The organism is Roseobacter sp. FCG-D35 (assembly GCF_033436665.1).
Classification (GTDB): Bacteria; Pseudomonadota; Alphaproteobacteria; order Rhodobacterales; family Rhodobacteraceae; genus JAWQFO01.
In genome coordinates this window covers 129423-153750 of record NZ_JAWQFO010000004.1, presented here as the reverse complement: position 1 = coordinate 153750, position 24328 = coordinate 129423, and the positions used below count along the sequence as shown (strand labels likewise).

Annotated in this window: 28 protein-coding genes and 1 tRNA gene; 20 read left to right on the top strand and 9 right to left on the bottom strand. The window is 65.7% G+C overall.

Features of this window, described 5'->3' with window-relative positions; genetic code table 11:
* The first annotated feature begins 17 nt into the window (after positions 1-17).
* Entirely contained in the window at positions 18-1061 is a 1044-nt protein-coding gene (locus tag R5H30_RS11635) for a quinoprotein relay system zinc metallohydrolase 2 (RefSeq protein ID WP_318328535.1), read from the top strand.
* Between the two features lies 1 nt (position 1062).
* On the opposite strand, the gene R5H30_RS11630 is transcribed toward R5H30_RS11635, so the two are convergent.
* Positions 1063-1677: a hypothetical protein gene (locus R5H30_RS11630; protein ID WP_318328534.1), complete on the bottom strand. Its 615-nt coding sequence runs from the start codon at positions 1675-1677 to the stop codon at positions 1063-1065.
* A 167-nt stretch (positions 1678-1844) separates the two neighbouring features.
* On the opposite strand from R5H30_RS11630, the gene R5H30_RS11625 reads away from it, so the two are divergent.
* From R5H30_RS11625 to R5H30_RS11600, 6 genes are all read left to right on the top strand, one after another.
* Complete coding sequence (locus tag R5H30_RS11625) at positions 1845-2972, top strand: S-(hydroxymethyl)glutathione dehydrogenase/class III alcohol dehydrogenase (RefSeq protein WP_318328533.1); 1128 nt, start codon at positions 1845-1847, stop codon at positions 2970-2972.
* A gap of 4 nt (positions 2973-2976) precedes the next feature.
* Positions 2977-3807 carry an S-formylglutathione hydrolase gene (gene fghA / locus R5H30_RS11620; RefSeq protein ID WP_318328531.1) on the top strand — a complete coding sequence of 277 codons (831 nt, stop codon included), beginning with the start codon at positions 2977-2979 and terminating at the stop codon, positions 3805-3807.
* A 290-nt stretch (positions 3808-4097) separates the two neighbouring features.
* Positions 4098-5900 (top strand): lanthanide-dependent methanol dehydrogenase XoxF5, encoded by a 1803-nt coding sequence (gene xoxF5, locus R5H30_RS11615; RefSeq protein ID WP_318328529.1) that lies wholly within the window; start codon positions 4098-4100, stop codon positions 5898-5900.
* 115 nt (positions 5901-6015) lie between these two features.
* Positions 6016-6495 (top strand): c-type cytochrome, methanol metabolism-related, encoded by a 480-nt coding sequence (locus tag R5H30_RS11610; RefSeq protein WP_318328785.1) that lies wholly within the window; start codon positions 6016-6018, stop codon positions 6493-6495.
* Positions 6479-7309, top strand: a complete 831-nt coding sequence (locus R5H30_RS11605; RefSeq protein WP_412105133.1) for a substrate-binding domain-containing protein — start codon at positions 6479-6481, stop codon at positions 7307-7309. Before R5H30_RS11610 ends, R5H30_RS11605 begins: the two co-directional genes overlap by 17 nt.
* The gene (locus tag R5H30_RS11600) at positions 7309-7845 is read left to right on the top strand and encodes a PQQ-dependent catabolism-associated CXXCW motif protein (protein WP_318328527.1); all 537 of its coding nucleotides are present in this window, start codon (positions 7309-7311) and stop codon (positions 7843-7845) included. Before R5H30_RS11605 ends, R5H30_RS11600 begins: the two co-directional genes overlap by 1 nt.
* Here the strand turns inward: R5H30_RS11600 and R5H30_RS11595 are convergent.
* Both R5H30_RS11595 and R5H30_RS11590 read right to left on the bottom strand, forming a co-directional pair.
* The gene (locus R5H30_RS11595; RefSeq protein WP_318328526.1) at positions 7842-8684 is read right to left on the bottom strand and encodes a quinoprotein dehydrogenase-associated SoxYZ-like carrier; all 843 of its coding nucleotides are present in this window, start codon (positions 8682-8684) and stop codon (positions 7842-7844) included. The two genes, R5H30_RS11600 and R5H30_RS11595, sit on opposite strands and share 4 nt — an antisense overlap.
* Positions 8681-9193: a DUF3280 domain-containing protein gene (locus tag R5H30_RS11590; protein WP_318328525.1), complete on the bottom strand. Its 513-nt coding sequence runs from the start codon at positions 9191-9193 to the stop codon at positions 8681-8683. Before R5H30_RS11590 ends, R5H30_RS11595 begins: the two co-directional genes overlap by 4 nt.
* A gap of 103 nt (positions 9194-9296) precedes the next feature.
* Between R5H30_RS11590 and pedA1 the strand changes: the two genes are divergently transcribed.
* From pedA1 to R5H30_RS11540, 10 genes are all read left to right on the top strand, one after another.
* The gene (gene pedA1, locus R5H30_RS11585) at positions 9297-10502 is read left to right on the top strand and encodes a lanthanide ABC transporter ABC transporter substrate-binding protein PedA1 (protein WP_412105132.1); all 1206 of its coding nucleotides are present in this window, start codon (positions 9297-9299) and stop codon (positions 10500-10502) included.
* Positions 10503-10509: 7 nt separating this feature from the next.
* On the top strand, positions 10510-11496 hold the full coding sequence (locus R5H30_RS11580; RefSeq protein WP_318328523.1) for a YVTN family beta-propeller repeat protein: 987 nt from the start codon (positions 10510-10512) through the stop codon (positions 11494-11496).
* A gap of 31 nt (positions 11497-11527) precedes the next feature.
* A complete protein-coding gene (locus tag R5H30_RS11575; RefSeq protein ID WP_318328521.1) occupies positions 11528-12496 on the top strand; it encodes an ABC transporter substrate-binding protein in 969 nt (322 codons plus the stop codon).
* Positions 12493-13260 carry an ABC transporter permease gene (locus tag R5H30_RS11570; RefSeq protein WP_318328518.1) on the top strand — a complete coding sequence of 256 codons (768 nt, stop codon included), beginning with the start codon at positions 12493-12495 and terminating at the stop codon, positions 13258-13260. The genes R5H30_RS11575 and R5H30_RS11570 overlap by 4 nt, the downstream gene beginning before the upstream one ends.
* The gene (locus tag R5H30_RS11565; protein WP_318328515.1) at positions 13257-13868 is read left to right on the top strand and encodes an ABC transporter ATP-binding protein; all 612 of its coding nucleotides are present in this window, start codon (positions 13257-13259) and stop codon (positions 13866-13868) included. The genes R5H30_RS11570 and R5H30_RS11565 overlap by 4 nt, the downstream gene beginning before the upstream one ends.
* A gap of 2 nt (positions 13869-13870) precedes the next feature.
* On the top strand, positions 13871-14296 hold the full coding sequence (locus R5H30_RS11560) for a cupredoxin domain-containing protein (RefSeq protein ID WP_412105131.1): 426 nt from the start codon (positions 13871-13873) through the stop codon (positions 14294-14296).
* A gap of 3 nt (positions 14297-14299) precedes the next feature.
* A complete protein-coding gene (gene pedB / locus R5H30_RS11555; RefSeq protein WP_318328512.1) occupies positions 14300-15034 on the top strand; it encodes a lanthanide ABC transporter ATP-binding protein PedB/LutE in 735 nt (244 codons plus the stop codon).
* Positions 15031-15837, top strand: coding sequence for a lanthanide ABC transporter permease protein PedC (pedC, locus tag R5H30_RS11550; protein WP_318328509.1), 807 nt, complete (start codon positions 15031-15033; stop codon positions 15835-15837). The genes pedB and pedC overlap by 4 nt, the downstream gene beginning before the upstream one ends.
* Positions 15838-16161: 324 nt before the next feature.
* Entirely contained in the window at positions 16162-16332 is a 171-nt protein-coding gene (locus tag R5H30_RS11545) for a hypothetical protein (RefSeq protein WP_318328508.1), read from the top strand.
* 257 nt (positions 16333-16589) lie between these two features.
* Complete coding sequence (locus tag R5H30_RS11540) at positions 16590-18401, top strand: DUF3604 domain-containing protein (RefSeq protein ID WP_318328505.1); 1812 nt, start codon at positions 16590-16592, stop codon at positions 18399-18401.
* 187 nt (positions 18402-18588) lie between these two features.
* On the opposite strand, the gene R5H30_RS11535 is transcribed toward R5H30_RS11540, so the two are convergent.
* Positions 18589-18664, bottom strand: a tRNA-Ala gene (locus R5H30_RS11535).
* Positions 18665-18784: 120 nt separating this feature from the next.
* The gene (locus R5H30_RS11530; RefSeq protein ID WP_318328503.1) at positions 18785-19114 is read right to left on the bottom strand and encodes a TIGR02300 family protein; all 330 of its coding nucleotides are present in this window, start codon (positions 19112-19114) and stop codon (positions 18785-18787) included.
* Between the two features lie 109 nt (positions 19115-19223).
* Here R5H30_RS11530 and R5H30_RS11525 point away from each other — a divergent pair, with 109 nt between their 5' ends.
* Positions 19224-19910: a M48 family metallopeptidase gene (locus tag R5H30_RS11525; RefSeq protein WP_318328501.1), complete on the top strand. Its 687-nt coding sequence runs from the start codon at positions 19224-19226 to the stop codon at positions 19908-19910.
* 55 nt (positions 19911-19965) lie between these two features.
* The gene (locus R5H30_RS11520) at positions 19966-20616 is read left to right on the top strand and encodes a GntR family transcriptional regulator (protein WP_318328499.1); all 651 of its coding nucleotides are present in this window, start codon (positions 19966-19968) and stop codon (positions 20614-20616) included.
* 3 nt (positions 20617-20619) lie between these two features.
* Here R5H30_RS11520 and R5H30_RS11515 read toward each other — a convergent pair whose 3' ends face one another.
* Together R5H30_RS11515 and R5H30_RS11510 are read right to left on the bottom strand one after the other, a co-directional pair.
* Positions 20620-21582, bottom strand: a complete 963-nt coding sequence (locus R5H30_RS11515; protein ID WP_318328496.1) for an acetyl-CoA carboxylase carboxyltransferase subunit alpha — start codon at positions 21580-21582, stop codon at positions 20620-20622.
* A gap of 65 nt (positions 21583-21647) precedes the next feature.
* Entirely contained in the window at positions 21648-22241 is a 594-nt protein-coding gene (locus tag R5H30_RS11510) for a LysE family translocator (RefSeq protein ID WP_318328495.1), read from the bottom strand.
* 72 nt (positions 22242-22313) lie between these two features.
* On the opposite strand from R5H30_RS11510, the gene R5H30_RS11505 reads away from it, so the two are divergent.
* A complete protein-coding gene (locus tag R5H30_RS11505; protein ID WP_318328493.1) occupies positions 22314-22766 on the top strand; it encodes an Lrp/AsnC family transcriptional regulator in 453 nt (150 codons plus the stop codon).
* A gap of 2 nt (positions 22767-22768) precedes the next feature.
* Here R5H30_RS11505 and R5H30_RS11500 read toward each other — a convergent pair whose 3' ends face one another.
* Together R5H30_RS11500 and R5H30_RS11495 are read right to left on the bottom strand one after the other, a co-directional pair.
* Positions 22769-23233, bottom strand: a complete 465-nt coding sequence (locus R5H30_RS11500) for a DUF302 domain-containing protein (RefSeq protein ID WP_318328490.1) — start codon at positions 23231-23233, stop codon at positions 22769-22771.
* A 119-nt stretch (positions 23234-23352) separates the two neighbouring features.
* Positions 23353-24309 carry an L-malyl-CoA/beta-methylmalyl-CoA lyase gene (locus R5H30_RS11495; protein ID WP_318328487.1) on the bottom strand — a complete coding sequence of 319 codons (957 nt, stop codon included), beginning with the start codon at positions 24307-24309 and terminating at the stop codon, positions 23353-23355.
* Positions 24310-24328: the final 19 nt, after the last annotated feature.

Genomic DNA, 24328 nt, shown 5'->3' with positions numbered 1-24328 from the left:
CAAGCCCGGATCGCCCCATGTTCGAAGCCATCGTCACGCTCTGCCTGCTCGGCGATCCGCAGACCTGCCGCGACGCGCTGCTGCCGGGCTACGAGGGGGCCGACCGGGCGGCCTGCGAAGCCGCGCTGCTGGATGATCCGCCGGACCTCATCGCCCTCGCCCAAGTGGCGGACCCCGGGATGCCGCACTGTGCCGAAACAGGACCCGCGCTTGCGGTCGAGGAGGTCGCAACGGGTGTCTTCGTGCATCGCGGAGGCATCGCCGAGGCGGGGGCGGTCAATCGTGGCGATGTCTCGAACGCGGGGTTCGTGATCGGCGAGACGGCGGTGGCCGTCATCGACACCGGCGGGTCGCGCGCGGTCGGCGAGGCGCTTTACCGCGCGGTGCGGAGCCGGACCGATCTGCCGATCCGCACCGTGATCCTGACCCACATGCATCCCGACCACGTGCTCGGCGCCTCCGTTTTCGCCGAGGCCGGGGCCGAGGTGATCGGCCACGCCCGGCTTCCGCGGGCTCTTGCGGACAGGGCGCAAAGCTATCTCGACGGGTTCGGCCGGCTGATTGGTCCGGTCGGGTTTCTCGGAACCGAAGTACCAGAGACTCTGCGCGAAGTGACCGAAGTCACCTTGCTGGATCTCGGCGGGCGTAGTCTCGAGCTGCGGGCGTGGCGCGCCGCGCATACCGGTACCGATCTCACCGTCCTCGACAGCGAAAGCGGCTTGCTGTTTGCCGGCGATCTGGTGTTCGCGGATCACGCCCCGGCGCTCGACGGCAGCCTGACCGGCTGGCAGCGGGTTCTTGAAGAGATCGGCGGCATGCCGCTTGCGGGTCTGGTGCCGGGGCACGGCGGTCCGCTGCTCGACTGGCCCGAGGGCGGTGCGCCGCTGGTCGGATACCTCGACGTACTAGCCGCGGACACGCGCGCGGCGATCGACCGGGGCGACACGCTGTCCGAGGCGGTGGCGACTGTGGCGCAGTCCGAAGCCGACGAATGGTCGCTGTTCCGGCTCTTCAATCCGCGCAACGCGACAGTCGCCTATACCGAGCTCGAATGGGAGTGACTCAACCCGAGAGGTGCGCCGAGAGCGCCTGGGCAATCGCGAACAGGCGCTTTTCCATCAGCACCGGCGTTTCGCAGACGTAGGTGAGCGACTGCTGCCGGTCTCGGTAGATCCGTTCGTCCCAGTCGATCTGTTCCTCCAGCGCATCGACCCTGTCGTAGTCGGGGTCGTCCATCGCCATCAACCGGTCCATCTCGGTCCGCGCGGCATCGATGCGTTTCGCCGCCTCGATCTGCGCCAGCGAATAGCGCGTGATGCCCTTGACCAGTCGGGTGCGTTCGCGGTTCACGCGGGTGAAGGCCGCCTCGAACAGACTGCCGAGTTCGGCATCCCCGACATCGGGGTGCGCGGCGATGAAAGCGTCCACACGTACCGGGATCTCCTCGACGGGGATGCGGCGCAGGATCAGGGTTTCGACCAGTTCCGCGCCCGCGCCTGCCCGGTCGTCCGGCAGACCCTCCTCGGCGATCTCGGAGGCCCACATCAGCCCCAGCGACAGGCTTTCCACCTTGCGCTGAACGCAGGGCCATTCGGGATCGGAAAAGTCCGCGGCTGCGGCCGGCAGGGCCAGCAGGAACGCGAGGCCGGCAAGGCCGGCTTTACGCGGCATGAGCATCGGAAAATCCTCCCCAAGGGCCAGTCTAGCCGGGCGGCACGCAGAGTCCACGCAGAGGCGGTTCCGCGCGACACACACAAAGGTCTTGGTTGTTTGGCAAGAGGCTCCGACGCTAGGATTTTTTCAACGGACGGTAGAGCCGTGGACGACAATGTGGGAGGAGGCGAATGCGCACACGCGCCGCTGTCGCGCTCGAGGCGGGCAAACCGCTCGAGATCATGGAAGTCAATCTCGACGGGCCGAAAGCCGGCGAGGTGCTGGTGGAGATCAAGGCCACCGGCATCTGTCACACCGACGAATTCACCCTTTCGGGCGCCGATCCCGAAGGGCTTTTCCCGTCGATCCTCGGCCACGAGGGCGCGGGGGTGGTCGTCGAGGTCGGCGAGGGCGTCACCACGCTCAAGCCCGGCGATCACGTCATCCCACTTTATACGCCCGAGTGCCGCCAATGCGCGTCCTGCCGGTCGGGCAAGACCAACCTTTGTACCGCGATCCGCAACACGCAAGGCCAGGGCCTGATGCCCGACGGCACCTCGCGGTTCTCGATGCTCGATGGGACGCCCATCTTTCACTACATGGGCTGCTCGACCTTCGCCAACCACACGGTGATGCCCGAGATCGCGCTCGCCAAGGTGCGCGACGACGCGCCCTTCGACAAGATCTGCTACATCGGCTGCGGCGTGACCACTGGCATCGGCGCGGTGATCAACACCGCCGGGGTCGAGATCGGATCGACCGCTGCCGTTTTCGGCCTTGGCGGCATCGGGCTCAACGTCATCCAGGGCCTGCGCATGGCCGGGGCCGACATCATCATCGGCGTCGATCTCAACGACTCCAAGGCGGAGATGGCCAAGAAGTTCGGCATGACGCATTTCGTCAACCCGTCCAAGGTCGACAACACCGTGCAGGAAATCGTCAACCTTACCAAGCGCGGTGACGACCAGATCGGCGGTGTCGATTACAGCTTCGATGCCACCGGAAATGTGCAGGTTATGCGCGACGCGCTCGAATGTTCGCATCGCGGCTGGGGCGTTTCGGTCATCATCGGCGTGGCGCCGGCGGGTGCCGAGATCTCGACCCGGCCGTTCCAGCTGGTCACGGGCCGGGTCTGGAAGGGCACGGCCTTCGGCGGGGCCAAGGGCCGGACCGACGTGCCGAAATTCGTCGACTGGTACATGGACGGCAAGATCGAGATCGACCCGATGATCACACACAAGCTGACCCTCGACAACATCAACGAAGGGTTCGACCTGATGCACGCGGGCAAGTCGATCCGGGCCGTGGTGGAGTACTGAGCTGATGGAGGTCGTGTCTCGCAACAAGTGCTTCGGCGGCGAGCAGGCGGTCTACAAGCATGCCTCGAAGACCTGTGGCGTGGACATGACCTTTGCGGTCTACCTGCCGCCGCAGGCAAAGACCGGCAAGGTCCCGGTGCTGTGGTACCTTTCGGGGCTCACCTGCACCCATGACAACGCGATGACCAAGGGCGGGCTGCAACAGCATGCCAGCCGCCACGGGATCGCGGTGGTCTACCCCGACACCTCGCCGCGCGGCGAGGGGGTCGCCGACGACGAGGCCTACGACCTCGGAATGGGCGCTGGTTTCTACGTCAATGCAACACAGGATCCCTGGAAGCCGAATTTCCAGATGTACGACTACATCGTGAGCGAACTGCGCGGCTTGGTGACCGGCGAATTGCCGGTGAACGGGGCGCACGGGATCACCGGGCATTCGATGGGCGGCCACGGAGCGCTGACCATCGCGATGCGCAATCCCGAACTGTTCCAGTCCCTGTCGGCCTTCGCGCCGATCACCAACCCGACGCGGTCGGACTGGGGGCGCAAGCAGTTTTCGACCTATCTCGGCGATGACGAGGGGACCTGGGCGCAATACGACGCCACCATCCTGATGAGCGAAGCGGGATGGAAGGGCGACATCCTGATCGACCAGGGCGCCGACGACCAGTTCATCGACCTGCTGCGCCCGCAAGCCTTTGCCGAGGCCGCCTCGAAGCGGCGCCAACCTTGTGTCCTGCGAACCCACGCGGGCCACGACCACAGCTATTTCTTCGTGTCGAGCTTTGCCGGCGACCATGTCGGCTGGCACGCCGACAGGCTTCACGCCGCCTGAACCCGAGGAGACCGAAGCGCATGCACCAACCCGCCAACTTCCGCCGCTCGGCACGAACGCGCAACGCGCGTCGCGGGCGCCGGAGGCTGGTGGCGCGACACTGACGGCGGCCGGCCCGCGCGATGCGGAGGATCGCGCGGGTCCGTGACCGCGAACCGAACAGGAGGACCGAAGAACACCGCAATTTCCCCTCGCGACGCCACAAGCACAAGCGGGGACACGCTCGCCAGAGCGGCGGCAGGACAGCCGGAAACGGTCGGACCTGCCTTCACACCCAAGGGAGGTAATCGATGAAAAAGACTCTGACCCTGACGATGGGTCTGTTGCTCGGAACGACCAGCATGGTCGTGGCGAACGACGACCTGATGACCCAGATGGACGATCCCAACCAGTGGGCGATCCAGACCGGCGACTACAAGAACCACCGCTTTTCCAAGCTCGACTCGATCAACAAGGAGAACGTCGGCGACCTGCAGGTGGCCTGGACGTTCTCGACCGGCGTGCTGCGCGGCCACGAAGGCTCGCCGCTCGTCGTGGGCGACACGATGTTCGTGCACACGCCGTTCCCGAACATCGTCTACGCGCTCGATCTCGCCAATGAGGGGAAGATCAAGTGGAAGTACGAGCCCAAGCAGGATCCCGACGTCATCCCGGTGATGTGCTGTGACACGGTGAACCGCGGCGTGGCCTATGCCGACGGCAAGGTCTTCCTGCACCAGGCCGATACGACGGTGGTAGCGCTGAACGCCGACACCGGTGCGGTCGAGTGGAGCGTCAAGAACGGCGACCCGGCGATCGGCGAGACCAACACTGCAACGGTTCTGCCGGTCAACGACAAGGTGCTCGTGGGCATCTCGGGCGGCGAATTCGGCGTGCGCGGGTCGGTCACGGCCTACAACATGTCGGACGGTTCGCAGGCCTGGCGCGCCTATTCGATGGGCCCGGACGCCGACACGCTGATGGATCCCGAGAACACCACGCACCTCGGCGAGCCGGTGGGTGTGGACTCTGGCACCGCGACTTGGGAAGGCGACCAGTGGAAGATCGGCGGCGGGACCACCTGGGGCTGGTACTCCTACGATCCCGAGGAAAACCTGGTCTATTACGGCACCGGGAATCCCTCGACCTGGAACCCGGCCCAGCGGCCCGGCGACAACCGATGGTCGATGACCATCTTCGCGCGCGACGTCGACACCGGTATGGCCAAGTGGGTCTACCAGATGACCCCGCATGACGAGTGGGACTACGACGGGGTCAACGAGATGATCCTGACCGAGCAGGACTGGGATGGCGAAAGCCGCAAGCTGCTCACCCACTTCGACCGCAACGGTCTGGCCTACACCATGGACCGCGTGTCCGGTGAGCTGCTCGTGGCCGAGAAGTACGACCCGTCCGTGAACTGGACCACCGGCGTCGACATGGACCCGAATTCCGACACCTACGGGCGTCCGGAAGTCGTGGCCCAGTACTCGACCGAGCAGAACGGCGAGGACGTGAACTCGACCGGCATCTGCCCGGCGGCGCTGGGCACCAAAGACCAGCAGCCGGCGGCCTACTCGCCCGAGACCGAGCTCTTCTACGTGCCGACCAACCACGTCTGCATGGACTACGAGCCGTTCCGGGTCGCCTACACCGCGGGCCAACCCTACGTCGGGGCGACGCTCTCGATGTACCCGGCACCCGACAGCCACGGCGGCATGGGCAACTTCATCGCCTGGGACAACATCAACGGCGAGATCAAGTGGTCCATCCCCGAGCAGTTCTCGGTCTGGTCCGGAGCCCTCGCAACGGCTGGCGGCGTCGTCTTCTACGGCACGCTCGAAGGCTTCATCAAGGCGGTCGACGCCGAGACGGGTGACGAGCTTTACAAGTTCAAGACCCCGTCCGGCATCATCGGCAACGTGATGACCTACACACAGGACGACAAGCAGTACATCGCGGTCCTCTCCGGTGTGGGCGGCTGGGCCGGCATCGGTCTCGCAGCCGGTCTGACCAACCCCAACGACGGTCTCGGCGCCGTGGGCGGCTACGCGGCCCTCAGCGACTACACCGCGCTGGGCGGACAGTTGACGGTCTTCGCACTGCCCGACTGATCGCGGGCACGACGTAAACGGTCACGGGTTGGCGCGTTCCGGCGCGCCAACCCCTTGTTCAGGAAAACACGGAGAGATCATGCGACATTTCGCAATCCTGCTGGCTTCGGCTGCCATGTTGTCCTTCGGCGCTTCGGCCCAGGCCCAGGACGCTGCGGACAACATCGCCGTCGCCAGCGAAGAGGGCGGGCGCTACTACACCGCCGAAGATATCCCGACCTTCAACGTGGCCGAGGACGGCACGGTCGACTACCCGACCTTCAACGGTTACCGGCGCTACCACGCCGAGTGCCACGTCTGCCACGGCCCGGACGGCGAGGGTTCGACCTACGCCCCGGCGCTCAAGACATCGGCCATCGACATGGATTACTACGATTTCCTCGGTGTCGTGGCGAGCGGGCGCGCCAAGGTCAACGCCGCCGAGAACCAGGTGATGCCGGCGCTGGGCGACAACCCCAACGTCATGTGCTTCATCGACGACATCTACGTCTACCTCAAGGCGCGCGGCGCCGGGGCGCTGGACCGGGGACGGCCCGCCAAGAAGGAAGCCAAGTCGGACCTGATCCGCGAGGACGAAGATGCGTGCCTGGGCTAGATCCCTTGCCGCGATACTATTCGGCCTGATCGGAGGCGCGATGTCCGCGCAGACCTCCGATCTGGTCTCGGGGTCTGCCTTCCGCGTCTGCGCGGACCCTGCAAACTACCCGGTGTCGACGAAAGACGGCGCGGGCTACGAGAACAGACTGGCGGAATTCTTTGCCGACAAACTCGACCTGCCGCTGCGCTACGAATACTACCCGATGACCACCGGCTTCGTCCGAAACACGCTCAGGGCCAACAAGTGCGATGTCGTGATCGGCTACGCGCAGGGCCACGAACTGGTTCTGAACACCAACCACTACTTCACCTCGGCCTATTCCGTCATCGTGCCCGCCGACGGGCCTCTGTCGGACGTTGCCACGCTGTCGGATCCGCGTCTCGACGGGCTGCGTCTCGGGATCGTGGCGGGCTCGCCGCCGGCGACGCATCTCGCGCGCAACGGGCTGATTGCCAAGGCACGGCCCTATCACCTCGTCGTCGACAGCCGCCATGCCACCCCGATCCCCGACATGCTCGACGATCTCGAGGCCGGCGAGATCGACGCCGCGGTGGCCTGGGGACCGATCGCCGGACCTCTGGTCAAGGCCGACCACCCGGGGCTTAAGGTCACGCCGCTTCTGCAGGAAGAATTGCCGCCACGGCTTTTCTTCCGCATCACCATGGGCGTGCGCCAGGGCGAGAAGGTCTGGCAGCGCCAACTCAACTCGCTGATCCGTCGCAATCAAGACGAGATCAACGAGATCCTGGCCAGCGCCGGTGTGCCGCTGGTCAATGACATGGGAACGGACCTGCTGGACCCGGGTCTCTGATGCGGTGTGTGCTTGCGGTGGCGGTCCTGCTACCGCTGGCCGCATTCGCCGACGCGGTTCCCGAACCCGACGACTACAGGATCGACCAGTACCGCGCGCCGGTGCCGGGCACGCTTGCGGGCGGTATCGTCGTCGAGACCGAGGAAGCGCACGCCCTCTGGCAGGCGGGCGAGACCGCCTTTGTCGACGTTCTGCCGCGCGCGCCCAAGCCCGAGAACCTGCCCGAAGGCACGATCTGGCGCGACAAGCCGCGCCACTCGATCCCGGGCGCGATCTGGCTGCCCAACGTCGGCTACGGAAAGCTTGCGGACGTCACGCATGACTATTTCCGGGAGGGGCTGGAGAAGGCCACAGAGGGCGATCCGGACCACCCGGTGCTGTTTTTCTGCCTCGCCGACTGCTGGATGTCCTGGAATGCCGCCAGGCGCGCGCTGGAATACGGGCACACCCGGGTCTACTGGTATCCCGATGGCACAGACGGCTGGACCTTCGAGGACCACCCGACCGAGGTCGTGGCCCCCGAACCCGGCTACTAGAAGCCCGAAACGGTCTTCCGGGCCGTGCTGACCGTCCCGTCGGTGTCGGTCATCGTGATGTCGACCGACTGGGTGTAGCCCGGCACCGAGAGGCTGAGACGCGGGTTCTCGCTCAGCGATATGCTGCCCGTCACGTCGACATATCCCGCGCCGTCGAGATCGACCTCGACGGTCTCGACATAGCGCGAGGGGATGAAAAGCAGGCTGATCTGGTCCATCTGCATGCCGGAATGGCTCGGGTGGCTGATGTCGAGATCCATGCGCCGGTCATGGCTGTAGGCCGTGCTCTGTGCGCGTCCGGGTGCCGTCGGCAACAGGCGCGCGACCTCCTCGATCTCGGAAATGGCGATGGCCATGTCGCCCAGCGTCGCCAGCGCCAGTTCGGGGTCGGTGCCCGGCGGCGCCGCGCAGGCGCCCTGGCCGGAGGTCTTGACGAAGCTTTCGGCAACGAAGAGTTGGCCCTCGGTCGTCCTCGCAACCACGTGCAGTGGCGTCGGCCCGTTCACCCGCATCGTCAGGTCGAAGAAGAAGCGGGGCAGGGGCTGCGCGAAGGTGAAGACCGCCGAGACCGGCATCGGGTTCTCGTCGAGGATCACGGTAACGCTGTCCAGCAACCGGCCTTCGGGGGCGGCGACGTTGGCGCCGATCTGCGTGCGCGCATCCTCGGTCGACCGATAAGGCGCATGGATCGTGATCAATGCGCCGGCATCGGTCAGGAACTGGTCGTCGTAGAGCATCTCGCGCAACTCGGGCCAGGCCGGTTCGCGTGCGTCTGCGGGCAGCGCCACCAGCGCGATGGCCAGGGCCCGGATCGTCCATGTCGCAAGCCGTCTCGTCATCGCGTTCCCTCCGTGAAAAACGCCGTCTTGAGGATGTAGTTCATGCCCCGCAGCCACGAGTCGTCGGTGTTCGACCGGATGTCCGCCGAGCGCGCCCGCACGACGGCGCCGTCCGGCACGCTGCGCATCACGAGGTTCATCGACAGGATCAGGTTCGATACCTTCTGAACCATTCCGACCACAACGTAGCGGGCACCGGCCTTTTCGGCCATGCGCACCTCGCAGCCGTAGCAATTTGCCGGGTTCACGGTGTTGTCGAGATCTGCCCTGATCGGGGCGAGGTCGGCGAGCATGAATCCCTCGGCTTGCAACCGGTCGCGGATCGTGCGTTCCAGCAACGCGACGCGTGCGCGTTCCTCGGGACGCTCGCCGAAGTAGTCGCCTTCGGTCGAGGTATCGAGAAAGACAACCCCGAGGAAGGCCACGGGACCCGCGCGGTCGAGCGCCTCCTCCGCCGTGACGGCAAGACAGGAAACGCAGACCAGCAGGAACGCGCCGATAAACCTCATGCGGCAATCCTAGTCTGGCACGGTCCGCTGGCAATGCGCCGAAGGTATGGGTTTTGACTTCCCTTGCAGCGGGTGCACAGTGGTGCCGAGGGAGGATGGGATCATGCCGCGGACGAGGCAGACGCGACCGCTGGTTGCGATCTTTTGCTTGGCCTGGATGGTGTCGCTTGGGGCTACGGCGGCGCATGCGCTCGACGTGGCGGCGACGGTGGTTCGCGTCGACTATCCCACGCTCGCGCCGATTTCCCGGTATGATCGGAAGCCCGACGATCTTGGCTTTGCCGGCGCGGTCCTCGCGGACGAGGACAATCAGACCACGGGCAGCTTTCTGGGCATGAATTTTGCCTCCGAGAGCGTTGCCACGACCCCCGAGGCGCTTGAAGGGACCGTCGCGGCCGCTCTCTCGACCGGGGTCGGGCTACTGGTCGTGCTCGCCGATGCCGCCGACACGCTGCGGGTCGCCGACCTTGCCGGTGACGAGGCGCTGGTGTTCAACGCCGGAGCCCGGGCGGAGGCGCTGCGCGGCGCAGACTGCCGCCCCAACCTGCTTCACGTCGCGCCGTCGAACGCGATGCTGGCCGACGCAGTCATCCAGTTCGCGGCGTGGAAACAGTGGCGCGAACTTTTCCTCGTGCACGGCTCCAACCCGCCCGACCAAGCTCTTGCCGAGGCCTACCGACGATCCGCCGCAAAGTTCGGCACTGAGATCGTCGAGGAACGCGAGTTCGAGGACACCGGAGGCTCGCGCCGGACCGACACCGGCCACGTCCAGGTGCAGCGGCAATTGCCGGTCTTCATGCAGGAGGCCGAGGCGCATGACGCGGTGATCGCAGCCGATGCCTCGGACGTCTTCGCGCCCTACCTGCCGTTTCACCTCTGGACACCGCGTCCGGTGATGGGCTCGGCGGGTCTGCGCCCTGTGACGTTTCACGCCGCGCACGAGGCCTGGGGGGCGACGCAATTCCAGCGCCGCTTCGAGGAGCTGACCGGCCGCTATGTTCGCGAGGAAGACTACGAGGTCTGGCTGGCGCTGCGGGTGATCGGCGAGGCGGTCATCCGGACCAACGCCGCCGATCCCGCGACGCTGCGCGACTACATTCTGAGTGATGCCTTCGAGCTCGCCGCGTTCAAGGGCCGCCCCGTGACCTTCCGGCCCTGGAACGGACAATTGCGTCAACCGATCCTGCTTGCCGACAGCCGGATCACCGTAAGCGTCTCTCCGCAGGACGGGTTCCTGCACCAGGTCTCGACCCTCGACACCCTCGGTCTCGACGCACCCGAAAGCACCTGCGAGGCCTTTCAGCATTGAGGATGACATGATTCCCAGAACCACACTCCGCCTCACCGCCTGTTGGCTCGCCGCGCTCGTCGTGGCGACCCCGGCAATGGCGAACAAGATCTTCGTCAGCAACGAGCGTGGGAACACCGTGACGGTAATCGACGGCGACAGCTGGGAAGTGCTAGAGGAGTTTCCCGCCGGCAACCGCCCGCGCGGCATCACCATCAGCCCGGACGGCAGCAAGCTTTATGTCTGCGCCTCGGACGACAACCTCGTGCGGGTCTTCGATACCGAAACCTACGAGGAGCTGCACACGCTGCCCTCGGGTCCCGACCCGGAGCTTTTCGTGCTGCACCCCTCGGGCAACCCGCTCTACATCGCCAACGAGGACGACAACCTCGTCACCGTGGTCGATACCGAGACGCGCACCGTCCTGTCCGAGGTTCCGGTGGGCGTCGAGCCCGAGGGTATGGCGATCAGCCCCGACAGCGCCTGGGTCATCAACACCTCCGAGACCACCAACATGGCGCATTTCATCGACACCTCGGACTACGCGATCAAGCACAACATCCTCGTCGACCAGCGCCCGCGCTATGCCGAGTTCACCGCCGACGGCGAAAAGCTTTACGTGTCGTCCGAGATCGGCGGCACGGTCAGCGTGATCGACATGACCGCCGGGCCGCCGGCGCTGACCGACAAGATCGGCTTCGAGGTCTCGGGCGTGCAGCCCGAATGGCTGCAGCCGGTCGGCGTCAAGGCCACCTCCGACGGCAGCAGGGTTTTCGTGGCGCTCGGCCCGGCCAACCGCGTGGCCGTGATCGACGCCGAGACCGACGAGGTGCTCGACTACATCCTCGTGGGCCAGCGGGTCTGGCAGATGGCCTTCACGCCAGACGAGAAATACCTTCTGACCACCAACGGCAATTCCAACGACATCACCGTGATCGACGTCGCCGATGAAAAGGCCGTGCGCTCGATCCAGGTTGGTCAGCAGCCTTGGGGTGTCGTGGTGCAACCCAACTGAGGTGATGCGGCGCGCCGGACAAGGAGGGACGATGTTCGCGAGACGGGCACTCTGGATCGTCAGCCTGGGTTTAGCCCTTGCGTCGCCCGCGTGGGCCGAAGATCTGCCGGTTCTTCGCGCCGCCACGTTGAAGATCGGAACGGTGAACTGGGAACTCGACACCATCGTCGCCAACGGTTTCGACACGCGCCACGGGTTCGAGCTGCAGATGCAGCCCTATGCCGACAACGGGGCCACCCGCGTCGCGATGGAAGGCGGCACGGCTGACATGATGGTCGCCGACTGGATCTGGGTGGCGCGCCAGCGCGCCGCAGGCAGGGATTACGTGTTCATCCCCTATTCCAAGGCCGTGGGTGGGTTGGTCGTGCCCGAAGACAGCGCCGCGCAGAGCTTGCCGGACCTCGCGGGCGGCAAGATCGGGATCGCCGGCGGCCCGCTCGACAAAAGCTGGCTGATCCTGCGCGCCTATGCGACGCAGAAATACGGCATGGACCTCAAGGCCGAGACCGAACAGGTCTTCGGCGCGCCGCCGCTGATCTTCAAGAGCGCACTTTCAGGCGAGACCGCGGGCGCGATCAATTTCTGGCATTTCCTCGCAAAGATGAAGGCCGCAGGCATGCGCGAGCTGATCTCGGTCGAGACCGCGTCCGAAGCGCTGGGGCTCGACCCCGAGGTGCCGCTTCTGGGCTACGTGCTCAAGGAAAGCTACATCGCCGCACACCCGGGCATCGACCAGGCGCTCTACGAGGCGTCCCGCGACGCCAAGGCGCTGTTGGAGAGCGATGCGCCCTGGGCGGACCTGCGCCCGCGGATGAACGCCGCCGACGATGCCGCGTTTGCGCGCCTTCGCGACGACTGGCGCGCCGGAATCCCGGCGCGGGGGGCGGTGAACGAAGCCGCCGCCGACGAGCTTCTAAAGCTGATGGCAGACCTGGGCGGCGCGCAGCTCGTGGGCGAGGCCACGACCCTGCCCGAAGGTCTTTTTGCGGACATTGAATGACGCGGGACGCAATGACGACCGGCGGGCTGGGTGTCCGCATCGCCTCGCTGCTGGGGCTGCTGGTCTTCTGGGCCGTCGTGGCATGGATCGCCGACGACCCGCAGGTGCTGCCGATGCCGCAGGCGTTGGTTGGGCCGTTCTGGATCGAACTCACCTCGGGCGAGCTGTTGCATCACCTCTGGCGCACGCTGATACGTGTCGCCTGGGCCTTTGCGCTGGCGATGGTGCTGGGCATCGCGCTGGGTCTCGCGATGGGGCTGAAACCGCGCCTCGACCGCTGGCTCGACGCCTGGCTGGTGGTGTTTCTCAACCTGCCGGCGCTAGTACTGATCGTGCTGTGCTATCTCTGGATCGGCCTCAACGAGACCGCCGCGATCGCCGCCGTCACGCTCAACAAGGTCCCCAATGTGACGACCATCGTGCGCGAGGGCGCGCGCGCCCTCGATCCGAACCTTTCGGCGATGGCGCAGGTCTTTGCCATGTCGCGCTGGCGGCGCCTGCGGCATATCGTTCTGCCGCAACTCGCGCCCTATATCACCGCGGCCGCGCGCTCCGGTATCGCTGTGATTTGGAAGATCGTGCTCGTGGTCGAATTCCTCGGGCGCTCGGATGGCATAGGCTTCCAGATCCATCTCTACTTCCAGCTCTTCGACGTGACGCATGTCCTGATCTACGCGCTGTCGTTCATCGCGCTGATGCTGGCCGTCGAATGGGCGCTGCTGCAGCCGTGGGAGACCCGTGTGCGGCGCTGGAGGTCGGCATGATCGAGGTGGACGTGGCCGCCAAGTGGTTCGGGCAGACGCAGGTGCTGCGCGACATTCGCTTTGGCGTCGCACCGGGCGAGACGCTGGCGCTGCTGGGGCCGTCGGGTATCGGCAAGTCGACGCTGCTGAGGATCGTCGCCGGGATCGACGCCACCTTCGAGGGCAGCGTGCGGCGACCCGACCGCATGGCGATCGTGTTCCAGGAGCCTGTGCTGCTCGACTGGCGCTCGGCCCTCGACAACCTGCGCCTCGTGCACCCAGATCTGTCGCGCGACGCCGCGCAGGCGGCGCTGGAAGACGTAGGTCTCGGAACGAAGGCGCAGCACTATCCCGGTCAGCTGTCGCTGGGTCAGCAGCGCCGGCTGGCACTTGCCCGCGGCTTCGCAGGACGGCCCGAACTCCTGATCATGGACGAACCCTTCGCGTCGCTCGATGCAAAGACCGCGGACGAGATGCTGGGACTGACCGAACGCTTGATCGCGCGGATTCGCCCCGCGACCATCTTCGTCACCCACGCGCGCCCGGAAGCCGACAGGCTCGCCGACCGGACCCTGACACTTGCGGGCCATCCCGCCACTCGGGAATCAATGCTTCAAAAGGAGACATGATCATGAAGACCCTTGCCATCGTTGCCGCCCTGATGACGGCCACGCCCGCGTTGGCGCATGAATTCGGATTTGCCGGCATCCTGTCCAACGACAACATGGAAGAGATGGACGAGATCACTCTCTCGGTCGGAAAACCGATCGCCGAGGGGCCGGTCACGCTGAAATCCGGCACCGGTTACGAGCTCGAAATCGTGGCCGACGGCACAGGCGAGCTCGCTCTTGAAGGGCCGGGCTTCTTCCGGGCAATCTGGATCAACGAGATCGTTATCAACGGGCTGGAGATCCGACCCTTTGGTATCGAGAGCGTCGAGTTCGACGAGGCAGGCACAATGGAGATCGAGTTCATTGCCATCAAGCCCGGACGCTACTTCCTGCGCCAGCCGGGATCGACGGGCGAAGGTCAGCGCGTCGAGATCGTGATCCAGTAGGTCATGAGCACCCTCGCTGTCCGCAACGTGACCTATCGCTACGGCACGAGGGTGGCACTCGACGACGTGAGCTTTGAACTCGAGAACGGGCGCTTTTGCGCCCTTCTCGGACCCAACGGAGCCGGCAAGTCGACGCTGTTTGCGCTTCTGACGCATCTTCTGGTGACGCGCGAGGGGCAGATCGAGGTGGCCGGGCACGACCTCGCGCACGCGCCCCGCGCGGCGCTGGGCAAGATCGGCGTCGTGTTCCAGCAGCAGACCATCGAACTCGACATGACCGTGGATCAGAACCTGCGCTATTTCGCGGCGCTGCAAGGGCTTTCGGGGCGGGCCGCGGCCCGCAACATCGACGCGGCACTCGACCGGCTGGCGATGCGCGAACGCCGCGGCGAGAAGGCGCGCGGGCTGAACGGCGGACACCGCCGGCGCATGGAGATCGCCCGCGCGCTGATCCACGACCCGCAGGTCCTGCTGCTCGACGAGCCGACCGTCGGGCTCGACACCGCAAGCCGCCGGGCGATCACTGAGCATGTGCACGACCTCGCGGACGGCGGGCTGACCGTCTTCTGGGCCACGCATCTCGTCGACGAGATCCGCCCCGAGGACGACGTCGTCGTCCTGCACGAAGGCCGGGTGCTGGCGCATGACCGTGCCAGCCGGATCGCGGGGCAGGGCAGCCTGATCGACGCCTTCATCGCCATGACCGATCGCGCCCCGCAACGGCAGGTGGCGCTTTGAACGCCTATCTCGTCGCGCTCTGGGCCATTACCCGCCGCGAGGCGACACGGTTCGTCAACCAGCGCAGCCGGTTCCTCGCCGCGCTGGTGCGTCCACTGGTGTGGCTGGTGGTCTTTGCCGCCGGCTTTCGCGCCGCGCTAGGCCTGTCGATCATCGCGCCCTACCAGACCTACATCACCTACGAGGTCTACATCGTCCCGGGCCTGTGCGGGATGATCCAGCTTTTCAACGGGATGCAGTCCTCGCTCAGCCTCGTCTACGACCAGGAGATGGGGTCGATGCGCCTGCTCCTGACCAGCCGCCTGCCGCGCGGCTGGCTTTTGTTCTGCAAGCTTCTGGCCGGCACGGCCGTGTCGATCCTGCAGGTCTATGTGTTTCTCGTCATTGCCTGGGGCTTCGGCATCGAGCTGCCCGTGGCGGGCTACGCCTGGGCCTTCCCGGTGCTGATCCTCACCGGGCTCATGCTCGGTGCGCTGGGCCTGCTGATCTCGTCGACGATCCGGCAACTGGAGAACTTCGCCGGTGTCATGAACTTCGTCATCTTCCCGATGTTCTTTCTGTCCTCCGCGCTCTACCCGCTTTGGAAGATGGCCGAAAGCTCGCCGCTGCTGCGTGACATCTGCGCGCTCAACCCCTTCACCCACGCGGTCGAACTGCTGCGCTTTGCGATGTACCAGCAGTTCAACGGCGCGGCGCTGGTCTGGGTGGCGGCATCCTTTGCGGTGTTCCTTGCCGGCGCGATCGTCGGCTACGACCCGGCCGTAGGCTTGATCCGCAAGGGCGGGGCGGGACGCGCCGGCTGAGCCTGCGATTCGAAAACGGTTGACCCGCCATGTTCGCAATCTGGCCGATCGGTTGCCGCAGGTATCACCCCTATAGCGCGAATCGCCCGTTCTGCTGGATGAGAGCCGAGATTGGTGTGGCATTCGTGCAATTTTCGTGGCAAATCGACGACCCGATCCGGTATTTGTTGCCGAAGACGGGACGATTTGGGGAAAGTTGAAGAAATATTAATTTCAATGGTGATTAATACTACTGGCACGTGTATAACGGTGTCAGTGATGAGAGAAGCGGCCCTCGGCCGATCGTCGTGACCCACCTGGGGAGGTGAAATGTCGATACTCTACATGACGTTTGGTAGCACCATGGGGTTTATCGCATTCGTGACGAGCCTTCTGACCGGCGCTTCCGCGTTCAAGGCAATCATGACCTATTCGGCCTTCGGAGCATTCGCGGTCGTGCTGCTGGCAATTGCACTTTTGTGCGCCGACACGCTCGAGGAACGCTCGCAGCGATAACCGAGAAATGCGACACCTGCATGAAGGGCGCGCCGCTGAGGCGCGTTTTTTTTTAAAATGGCGCGCGACTGTTCGTCGGGTGGTCCGACAAGGCCCGAGGCTCAACCGATACGCCGACGTAGAACCATGTTGCTTCCGCTTCGGCCTGGAAACGCGCGCCTTTTGCTACAACCGGTCGTGCGGGAGAATTGTCACCAAGTCGACACAGGACGTGATGCTACCTAAGGTAAGAAACGCATCGTCGAAGAGGTGAAGCCATGATCAGACTTGTAACCGTGTCGTTGGGTCTCGTCGCGACCGCGGGGTTTGCCGCCGCGCAGGAGGTTGCGACGAACCCCCTCCGTGACGCTTACTTCGGGAACCTGCACGTGCATTCAGGCTGGTCGTTCGATGCAACGACGAACGGCTCCATCACCACACCGGACGCCGCGTATCGCTGGGCCAAGGGCGAGGCGATCTCGGGCGGGGCCGGACTGCCGGACCTGCAGATCCTCGAACCGCTCGACTGGTACGCGGTGTCCGAACACGCCGAATACCTTGGCGTTCTGCCGCTGATGGCCGACGAGACCACTGAAGTTGGCCAGCATCCACTTGCGATGGACGTTTTCGGGGGCGACCCCGAGGCCTCCTTTGCCGCCTACCAGGAAATCTCCGACCAGATCTACGGGGTCCCGCCCAGTCCTGACCCTGTGCTCTATGCCCCGGAGTTGCGCGAAAGCCTGTGGGCCGAAGTCGTGAAGATCACCGATTCGCACTACGAGCCGGGGCAGTTCACCACCTTCCCGGCGTTCGAATGGACCTCGGCCCCGAACTGGCAGAACCTGCACCGGGTGGTGCTTTTCCGCGATTCCCAGAATGTGCCCGACATGCCGCTCACGGCGATGGACACCAGCGTTCCGTCCGAGCTCTGGGACTGGATGGAGGCGCAGCGCGCGGCCGGCTCGACCCTTCTTGCGGTGCCGCACAACGGCAATGCCAGCGACGGCATGATGTTCCCGGTGGGCGAGGCGACGGGCGGTGTGACCGTCGATGCCGACTACGCCGAGCGGCGCACCCGCAACGAGCCGCTGTTCGAGCTGACGCAGATCAAGGGCACCTCCGAGGTCTTCCCGGCGATGAGCCCGAACGACGAGTTCGCCAACTTCGAGATCTGGGACTACACCTTGTCTCCGGAGGCAGTGCCGCCCGAGAACCGCTTGGGCGGATACGCCCGCGAGGCACTGATCCGGGGCATGCGCTACGAAGAGGAGGGCAAGGGCAACCCGTTCAAGTTCGGTTTCATCGGTGACAGCGACACGCACAATGCCGCCGCCTCCATCGAGGAAGACAATTACACGGGCAAGTTCGGCTTCGAGCAGGAACCCCGGCATCGCCTCGAAGGCCCGCCAGGGGTGCCACAGTCCGCGATCAAGCAGGTGCAGCAGTTCAGCACCGGCGGCGTGGCGGGCGTCTGGGCCGAATCGAACACCCGCGAGGCGATCTTCGACGCGATGATGCGCAAGGAGACCTTCGCGACCTCGGGCGTTCGGATGAAAGTGCGCCTGTTTGCTGGTTTCGACTACGCCGAGGACGCCATGAACAGCGCCGACTGGCTTCAGGCCGCCTATGACGGTGGTGTGCCGATGGGCGGCGACCTGCCGGCGGCGCCGGACGGGGCGGCGCCGATGCTGCTGGTCGCGGCGATGAAGGAAGCCGACGGGGCCAATCTCGACCGTATCCAGATCGTCAAGGGGTGGGTCGAGAACGGCGAGCAGATGGAACAGATCTACGATGTCGCGCTGTCGGACGGGCGCAGCGACGGCAGCGAGGCGGTGGGAAACACCGTCGATGTGGCCACGGCGAGCTACACCAACGATATCGGCGCGCCCGAATTGACCGCGACCTGGACCGATCCGGATTTCGACGCGGCACTGCCGGCCTTTTACTACGCCCGGGTTCTGCAGATCCCGACACCGCGCTGGTCGACCCATGACGCCGTTGCGCTTGGCGTCGAGATCCCGGAGGGGCTGCCGCCCTCGATCCAGGAACGCGCCTGGACGTCGCCGGTCTGGTACACGCCGCAGCGCTGACGAGACGACGCTTCACTCACCGCGCAGGGAACGCGGGCGGGTCGATACCCTGGCCGGCGACCGGCCAGCGAGGGTCACAGCTTTCGCCCGGATACAGCCTTCTTGCATCGAAGGCTCCGCTCATGGGCGCGCATGTCCGCACCCCCGTCGAACAAGCGTAACGTTTGGTCCCGAAGAAAAGGAGGTTTGGTGGAGCCTACCGGGATCGAACCGGTGACCTCTTGCATGCCATGCAAGCGCTCTCCCAGCTGAGCTAAGGCCCCAACAGGCGGGCCGGTCTGGCCCGCAGCAGTCCCACGTCTGGTTCCGTGGTGCGCCGCTGAATAGGCGCAACTCGGGGCGGGATCAAGAGGAAAATCGAACCGCCCCGGCGTAAGGCCGGATCAGTCGTCGTCCGGCGCCGCGACGTCGGTCAGCGAGTCGAGCGAGACGTCGTCATCGTCGTCCTCGTCCTCGTCGAGCAGATCGTCGTCGATGTCGACATCAACCTCTTCGTCGTCCTCGATCACGGTGTCGTCGCTCTGGGCCGCGTTCTTCTTGGCCTTGGTCGTCGCCGCGTCCTCGTTGTCGGCGGCGATCATGCGCGCGCGCGACATGTCGACCTCGACCTGCTCGCCCGTGTAGGGGCTGATGATCGGGTTCTGGTTCAGATCGTAGAAACGCTTTCCCGTCGTGGGGCAGACGCGCTTCGTTCCCCATTCTTCCTTGGGCATGGAAATCCCCTTCGAACAGCTGTTGGGATGTAGATGATTCCGGCCAACTGCCATATGACGGGGAGGCTGTAAAGGGCTGCCTTGCGAGGGGCAGCGGCAAGGGAGCGTCATGTCCGATCCGGTTCTTCCCGGCGATCCGCCGATTCCGCTGGTGCTGCGCCGCTCGGCGCGGGCGCGGCGCATCTCGCTGCGCATCTCGCAGCTTGACGGGCGGGTTACGCTGACCCTGCCGAAACGCCTCGCCGCGCGCGAGGCGATCGACTTCGCCAGGGAAAAGGAAGGCTGGATCCGCAAACATCTGGATGCCCGCTCGGACGCGGTGACGGTGGCTTTGGGGGCCAGCGTGCCGGTCGCGGGACGCCCGCGTCTGATCGTGCCGGGCGCCGGCCGGCGAGTGATGCTTTCGGATGCGGAGGTGTCGGTGCCCGGCGATCCGGCGCGCGTCGGCGCGCGGCTGGGCGGGCATCTGCGTGAACTCGCCCGCGCGCGTCTTGCAGAAGCCGCCGACCGCTACGCGGCCCGGCTTGGGCGGTCGTACCAGCGGATTACCCTGCGTGACACCCGCTCGCGCTGGGGGTCGTGCACCTCGGACGGCGGGCTGATGTTCTCCTGGCGGCTGATTCTCGCCCCGGACGAAGTGCTCGACTACGTTGCTGCACATGAGGTCGCGCACCTGGCGCAGATGAACCATTCACCGGCGTTCTGGGCCGAGGTCGCCCGCATCCACGGCGACTACGCCGCGCCGCGCGGCTGGCTGCGCAAGAACGGCGCGGAGTTGCACCGCTACCGCTTCTGAGCCGCCCGGAGGCGGATCTCTTGACGGCCCGTCACGTTGTGATCACAAAAGGCGCATGAACCTTCACTCACGCCCCGTCGAGGCGCTGCCACTCGCCCATGACCGCCTCTACCGCAACCTGCGCACGCGGATCATGCACGGCGACATCCCGCCCGGGCAGGCGCTGACGCTGCGCGGGCTTGGCAAGGAATACGAGGTCTCGATGACGCCCGCGCGCGAGGCGGTGCGCCGGCTTGTCGCCGAGGGGGCGCTGACGATGTCGGCCTCGGGGCGCATTTCGACCCCGGAACTGAGCAACGAGCGGATCGAGGAGTTGGCGACCCTGCGCGCGCTGCTCGAGGTCGAACTGTCGAGCCGTGCGCTGCCGCGCGCGCACATGGCGCTGATCGAGCGGCTGCAGGCGATCAACGCCGCCGTCGCCGAAGCCGTCGCGCATCGCGACGCGGTCAGCTACATCCGCACAAATCTCGAGTTTCACCGCACGCTCTATCTGCGCGCGCAGGCCCCGGCGATGCTGGCGATGGCCGAGACGGTGTGGCTGCAGTTGGGGCCGACGATGCGGGCGCTCTACGGGCGCCTGCGACAGACCGAGCCGCCGCATTTCCATCGCCTGATCATCGCCGCCCTGCGTGCGGGCGACGAGCCCGGTCTGCGCCTCGCGGTCCGCTCGGACGTCACCCAGGGGTTGCGCCTGCTGGCAAGCTGAGGCTCAGGCGGCGAGGCCCTTCGAGCCGATGTCGAGGAACTTGCGCCGGCGGTCGGAGACCAGCGTGGCGGGCTCCTTGCCGTCTAGCTCCTTCAGCATCGCGGCGATCGCTTTGCCGACGGACTTGATCGTCGCGGCGCGGTCGCGGTGTGCGCCGCCCTTGGGCTCTTCGATGATGCGGTCGGTGACGCCGAGCTTCTTCAGATCCTGCGCGGTCAGCCGCAGCGCCTCGGCGGCCTCGCGCATCTTCTCGGCATCCTTCCACAGGATCGAGGCACAGCCCTCGGGGCTGATCACCGAGTAGACGGAATGCTCCAGCATCGCCACCCGGTCCGCGGTCGCGAAAGCCACCGCGCCGCCCGAACCGCCTTCGCCGATCACCACCGAGATTAGCGGCACACCGATCTGCAGGCATTTCTCGGTCGACCGCGCGATCGCCTCGGACTGGCCGCGCTCTTCCGCGCCCTTGCCGGGATAGGCGCCGGGCGTGTCGACGAGCGTGATGACCGGCAGGCCGAACTTGCCCGCCAGTTCCATGAGGCGGATCGCCTTGCGGTAGCCCTCGGGCCGGGCCATGCCGAAGTTGCGCTCGATCCGGCTTTTGGTGTCGTTGCCCTTCTCGTGGCCGATGACCATCACCGGACGGTCCTGGAACCGCGCAAGCCCGCCCATAACCGCGTGGTCGTCAGCAAAGTTGCGGTCGCCGGCCAGGGGCGTGAACTCGTCGAAAAGCGCGTCGATGTAATCCTTGCAATGCGGTCGTTCGGGATGTCGCGCGACCTGGCATTTGCGCCACGGGGTCAACGAATTGTAAAGATCGTCAAGCAGCGCCTTGGCCTTCGCGTCGAGCGCCGCCGCCTCGGCTGCGACGTCCATCTCGGTCTCGCCACGGGCCAGCGCGCGCAGTTCTTCGGCCTTGCCTTCGATCTCGGCCAGCGGTTTCTCGAAATCCAGGTACTGGGTCATGCGCTACTCCGGTTGGTCCGCGATATATGGCCGGAGCGCGCGTCCAATGCAACGCTGCAGCAGCCCTAGGGCACGAGCACCGGGTAAAGCGAGGCGACCAGCAGGGCGGCCATCGTCCAGTTGAAGGCGGCGAGGCGGCGCGGGTTGATGAGAAGGCGCGCCATCTGCTGGCCGAGCACGGTCCAGACCGAGACCGAAGGCAGGTTCACGACACCGAAGACCCCCGCCACCAGGGCGAAGGCCCAGAGCGTGGCGTCGGGAGCATAGAGGCTGTTGGCGGTCAGCGCCATTGCCCAGGCCTTGGGGTTGACCCACTGGAAGGCGGCCGCCTGCAAAAAGGTCATCGGTCGCGGTCTGCCTGCGCCCCGACCGCTCGGTGCGGCGTGCGCGATCTTCCAGGCCAGCCACAGCAGGTAGGCGACCGAGGCTGCGCGCAGCACCGTGTAGCTCACCGGATAGCGATCGAAGACCTGCATCAGCCCGGTTCCGACCAGCAGCACCATCACGGTGAAGCCGATCCCGATGCCCAGCATGTGCGGGATGGACCGGCGGAAGCCGAAGTTGGCGCCCGAGGCCATAAGCATCAGGTTGTTGGGTCCCGGCGTCACCGAGCTGACGAAGGCAAAGGCGACAAGTGCTGTGAGTTGGTCGATGGTCATGACGCAATGATCGCCCGGATTTGCGGACATGAAATTGCGAATGCGGGCAGTTTTGCGCTAGATTTGCAACTAATGGCGAGAATCGATGAGAAATCCGAGCGGATATTGCAGGAGCTGACGCGCAACGGCCGGATCAGCAACCTCGAACTTGCCGAGCGGGTCGGGCTGTCGCCCTCGGCCTGCCTGCGCCGGGTGCAGGAAATGGAACGCAGCGGGCTGATCACCGGCTACCGGGCGGTGCTTGACCGCACGGCTCTCGGCGTGGGCTTCGTGGCCTATATCGGCGTGGGGCTGAACAACCATTCCAAGGTGTCTCAGGAAGCCTTCGAAAAGGCGATCTCGCGCGCGCCGGAAGTGCGCGAGTGCCACAACATCACCGGGACCATCGAATACCTGCTTCGGGTCGAATGCGCGGACCTCAAGAGCTACAAGGCGTTTCATACCGACATGCTCGGCGCCCTGCCGCAGGTCAGCGCGATCACATCCTACGTGGTGATGGGCTCGCCCAAGGACGAGCGCGCCTGAGCCTATTCGATCGCGGCCATCGCGATGTCGTTGAACTTGGTGTCGAGTTCGGCCGCCAGTGCGGCGAGCAGGTCGCCGCCGTCATCGGCATAGGGCAGGAAGACGAAGCTCGGCGTCTTGTAGGACAGTGTCGCGGTGCCGTCCTCTTCCTCGGTGACGTAGAACCGTACCGGTGCCTCGATCATCGCGGCGACCGACAGGTCGAGGATCTTCACCGCGTAGTCGTTGTTGAACACGCCGACGACGCGGTTCTCCGGGATCTCGATGCCGCGTTGCGCCGCCATCGCGGTCGGGCCTGCCTCGGTGACCACGCCGAAACCGTTATCCTTGACCGCCGCCTTGAGACTGTCGACCAGTTCGGCATGGGATTTTTCGGTCTCGTGGATGATCCATCCGTCGCGCGGCGCGATCTCGGCCTGCGCGGCGGTGGCGAAAAGGGCGGTGAGGGCAATCAGGATGCGGCGCATGGGTATCTCCTCCGAAACCGGCAGCTTTTCCAGAAGCCTAACGCCTCGGGCGGGGAAATCCACGTCCGCGACCAGCACCTACGGTGTTGTGATCCGGGTCGCGGGCCGCGGTTCGGGTGTCAGCCGGCGATCATCTCGTATTGCCGCACGATCACCTCGGCCTGCTTGATCGAGGCTATGTCGACCAGCCGGCCCTTGTAGACCGTGGCGCCTTCGCCCTTGGCCTTGGCCTCTTCCATGGCCGCGAGGATCTCGCGGGCCTCGTTCACCGCGTCCTCGGTGGGGGTGAAGACCTCGTTGGCAAGCGTTACCTGCCGGGGATGAATGGCCCACTTGCCGACCATGCCCAGCGTCGCGGAGCGCAGCGCCTGGGCGCGGAACCCCTCGTCGTCGGAGAAATCCCCGAAAGGACCGTCCACGGGCAGCACGCCATGGGTGCGGCAGGCGGCGACGATGGCCGCCTGCGCCCAGTGCCAGGGGTCGGACCAGTGCTTCCGGCCGTCGCGCAGCATGTAGTAATTTTCCTGCGTGCCGCCGATGCCGGTCGTCTGCATGCCCATCGAGGCCGCGAAATCCGCAGCCCCGAGCGACATCGCCTGAAGTCGCGGCGATGCGGCGGCGATCTCCTCGACATGGGCGATGCCGGCCGCACTTTCGATGATGACCTCGAAGGCGATGCGCTTGTCGCGGCCCTTCGCCGCTTCGACCGCGGTGACCAGCGCGTCGACGGCATAGACATCCGCCGCGCAGCCGACTTTCGGGATCATGATCTGGTCGAGCCGCTCGCTGGCCTGTTCGAGCAGGTCGACGACGTCGCGGTACCACCAGGGCGTGTCGAGCCCGTTGATCCGCACCGAGAGGGTTTTTGTTCCCCAGTCGACATCGCCGATGGCCTGGATCACGTTGGCGCGCGCGTTGTCCTTGTCCCCGGGGGCCACGGAATCCTCGAGATCGAGGTTGATGACATCGGCGGCCGAGGTCGCCATTTTCTCGAAGATCGCCGGGCGCGAGCCGGGACCGAAGAGCTGGCAGCGGTTCGGACGGGCGGGCGCAGCGGGCTGCAGGCGGAAGCTCATGGCGGGATCCTTGGGTAAT

Excerpts from the sequence above, each read along its gene's own strand:
- R5H30_RS11635 (WP_318328535.1), top strand. The coding sequence starts at position 18 with ATGTTCGAAGCCATCGTCACGCTCTGCCTGCTCGGCGATCCGCAGACC.
- R5H30_RS11630 (WP_318328534.1), bottom strand. The coding sequence starts at position 1,677 with ATGCTCATGCCGCGTAAAGCCGGCCTTGCCGGCCTCGCGTTCCTGCTG.
- R5H30_RS11625 (WP_318328533.1), top strand. The coding sequence starts at position 1,845 with ATGCGCACACGCGCCGCTGTCGCGCTCGAGGCGGGCAAACCGCTCGAG.
- fghA (WP_318328531.1), top strand. The coding sequence starts at position 2,977 with ATGGAGGTCGTGTCTCGCAACAAGTGCTTCGGCGGCGAGCAGGCGGTC.
- xoxF5 (WP_318328529.1), top strand. The coding sequence starts at position 4,098 with ATGAAAAAGACTCTGACCCTGACGATGGGTCTGTTGCTCGGAACGACC.
- R5H30_RS11610 (WP_318328785.1), top strand. The coding sequence starts at position 6,016 with ATGTTGTCCTTCGGCGCTTCGGCCCAGGCCCAGGACGCTGCGGACAAC.
- R5H30_RS11605 (WP_412105133.1), top strand. The coding sequence starts at position 6,479 with ATGCGTGCCTGGGCTAGATCCCTTGCCGCGATACTATTCGGCCTGATC.
- R5H30_RS11600 (WP_318328527.1), top strand. The coding sequence starts at position 7,309 with ATGCGGTGTGTGCTTGCGGTGGCGGTCCTGCTACCGCTGGCCGCATTC.
- R5H30_RS11595 (WP_318328526.1), bottom strand. The coding sequence starts at position 8,684 with ATGACGAGACGGCTTGCGACATGGACGATCCGGGCCCTGGCCATCGCG.
- R5H30_RS11590 (WP_318328525.1), bottom strand. The coding sequence starts at position 9,193 with ATGAGGTTTATCGGCGCGTTCCTGCTGGTCTGCGTTTCCTGTCTTGCC.
- pedA1 (WP_412105132.1), top strand. The coding sequence starts at position 9,297 with ATGCCGCGGACGAGGCAGACGCGACCGCTGGTTGCGATCTTTTGCTTG.
- R5H30_RS11580 (WP_318328523.1), top strand. The coding sequence starts at position 10,510 with ATGATTCCCAGAACCACACTCCGCCTCACCGCCTGTTGGCTCGCCGCG.
- R5H30_RS11575 (WP_318328521.1), top strand. The coding sequence starts at position 11,528 with ATGTTCGCGAGACGGGCACTCTGGATCGTCAGCCTGGGTTTAGCCCTT.
- R5H30_RS11570 (WP_318328518.1), top strand. The coding sequence starts at position 12,493 with ATGACGCGGGACGCAATGACGACCGGCGGGCTGGGTGTCCGCATCGCC.
- R5H30_RS11565 (WP_318328515.1), top strand. The coding sequence starts at position 13,257 with ATGATCGAGGTGGACGTGGCCGCCAAGTGGTTCGGGCAGACGCAGGTG.
- R5H30_RS11560 (WP_412105131.1), top strand. The coding sequence starts at position 13,871 with ATGAAGACCCTTGCCATCGTTGCCGCCCTGATGACGGCCACGCCCGCG.
- pedB (WP_318328512.1), top strand. The coding sequence starts at position 14,300 with ATGAGCACCCTCGCTGTCCGCAACGTGACCTATCGCTACGGCACGAGG.
- R5H30_RS11545 (WP_318328508.1), top strand. The coding sequence starts at position 16,162 with ATGACGTTTGGTAGCACCATGGGGTTTATCGCATTCGTGACGAGCCTT.
- R5H30_RS11540 (WP_318328505.1), top strand. The coding sequence starts at position 16,590 with ATGATCAGACTTGTAACCGTGTCGTTGGGTCTCGTCGCGACCGCGGGG.
- R5H30_RS11530 (WP_318328503.1), bottom strand. The coding sequence starts at position 19,114 with ATGCCCAAGGAAGAATGGGGAACGAAGCGCGTCTGCCCCACGACGGGA.
- R5H30_RS11525 (WP_318328501.1), top strand. The coding sequence starts at position 19,224 with ATGTCCGATCCGGTTCTTCCCGGCGATCCGCCGATTCCGCTGGTGCTG.
- R5H30_RS11520 (WP_318328499.1), top strand. The coding sequence starts at position 19,966 with ATGAACCTTCACTCACGCCCCGTCGAGGCGCTGCCACTCGCCCATGAC.
- R5H30_RS11515 (WP_318328496.1), bottom strand. The coding sequence starts at position 21,582 with ATGACCCAGTACCTGGATTTCGAGAAACCGCTGGCCGAGATCGAAGGC.
- R5H30_RS11510 (WP_318328495.1), bottom strand. The coding sequence starts at position 22,241 with ATGACCATCGACCAACTCACAGCACTTGTCGCCTTTGCCTTCGTCAGC.
- R5H30_RS11505 (WP_318328493.1), top strand. The coding sequence starts at position 22,314 with ATGGCGAGAATCGATGAGAAATCCGAGCGGATATTGCAGGAGCTGACG.
- R5H30_RS11500 (WP_318328490.1), bottom strand. The coding sequence starts at position 23,233 with ATGCGCCGCATCCTGATTGCCCTCACCGCCCTTTTCGCCACCGCCGCG.
- R5H30_RS11495 (WP_318328487.1), bottom strand. The coding sequence starts at position 24,309 with ATGAGCTTCCGCCTGCAGCCCGCTGCGCCCGCCCGTCCGAACCGCTGC.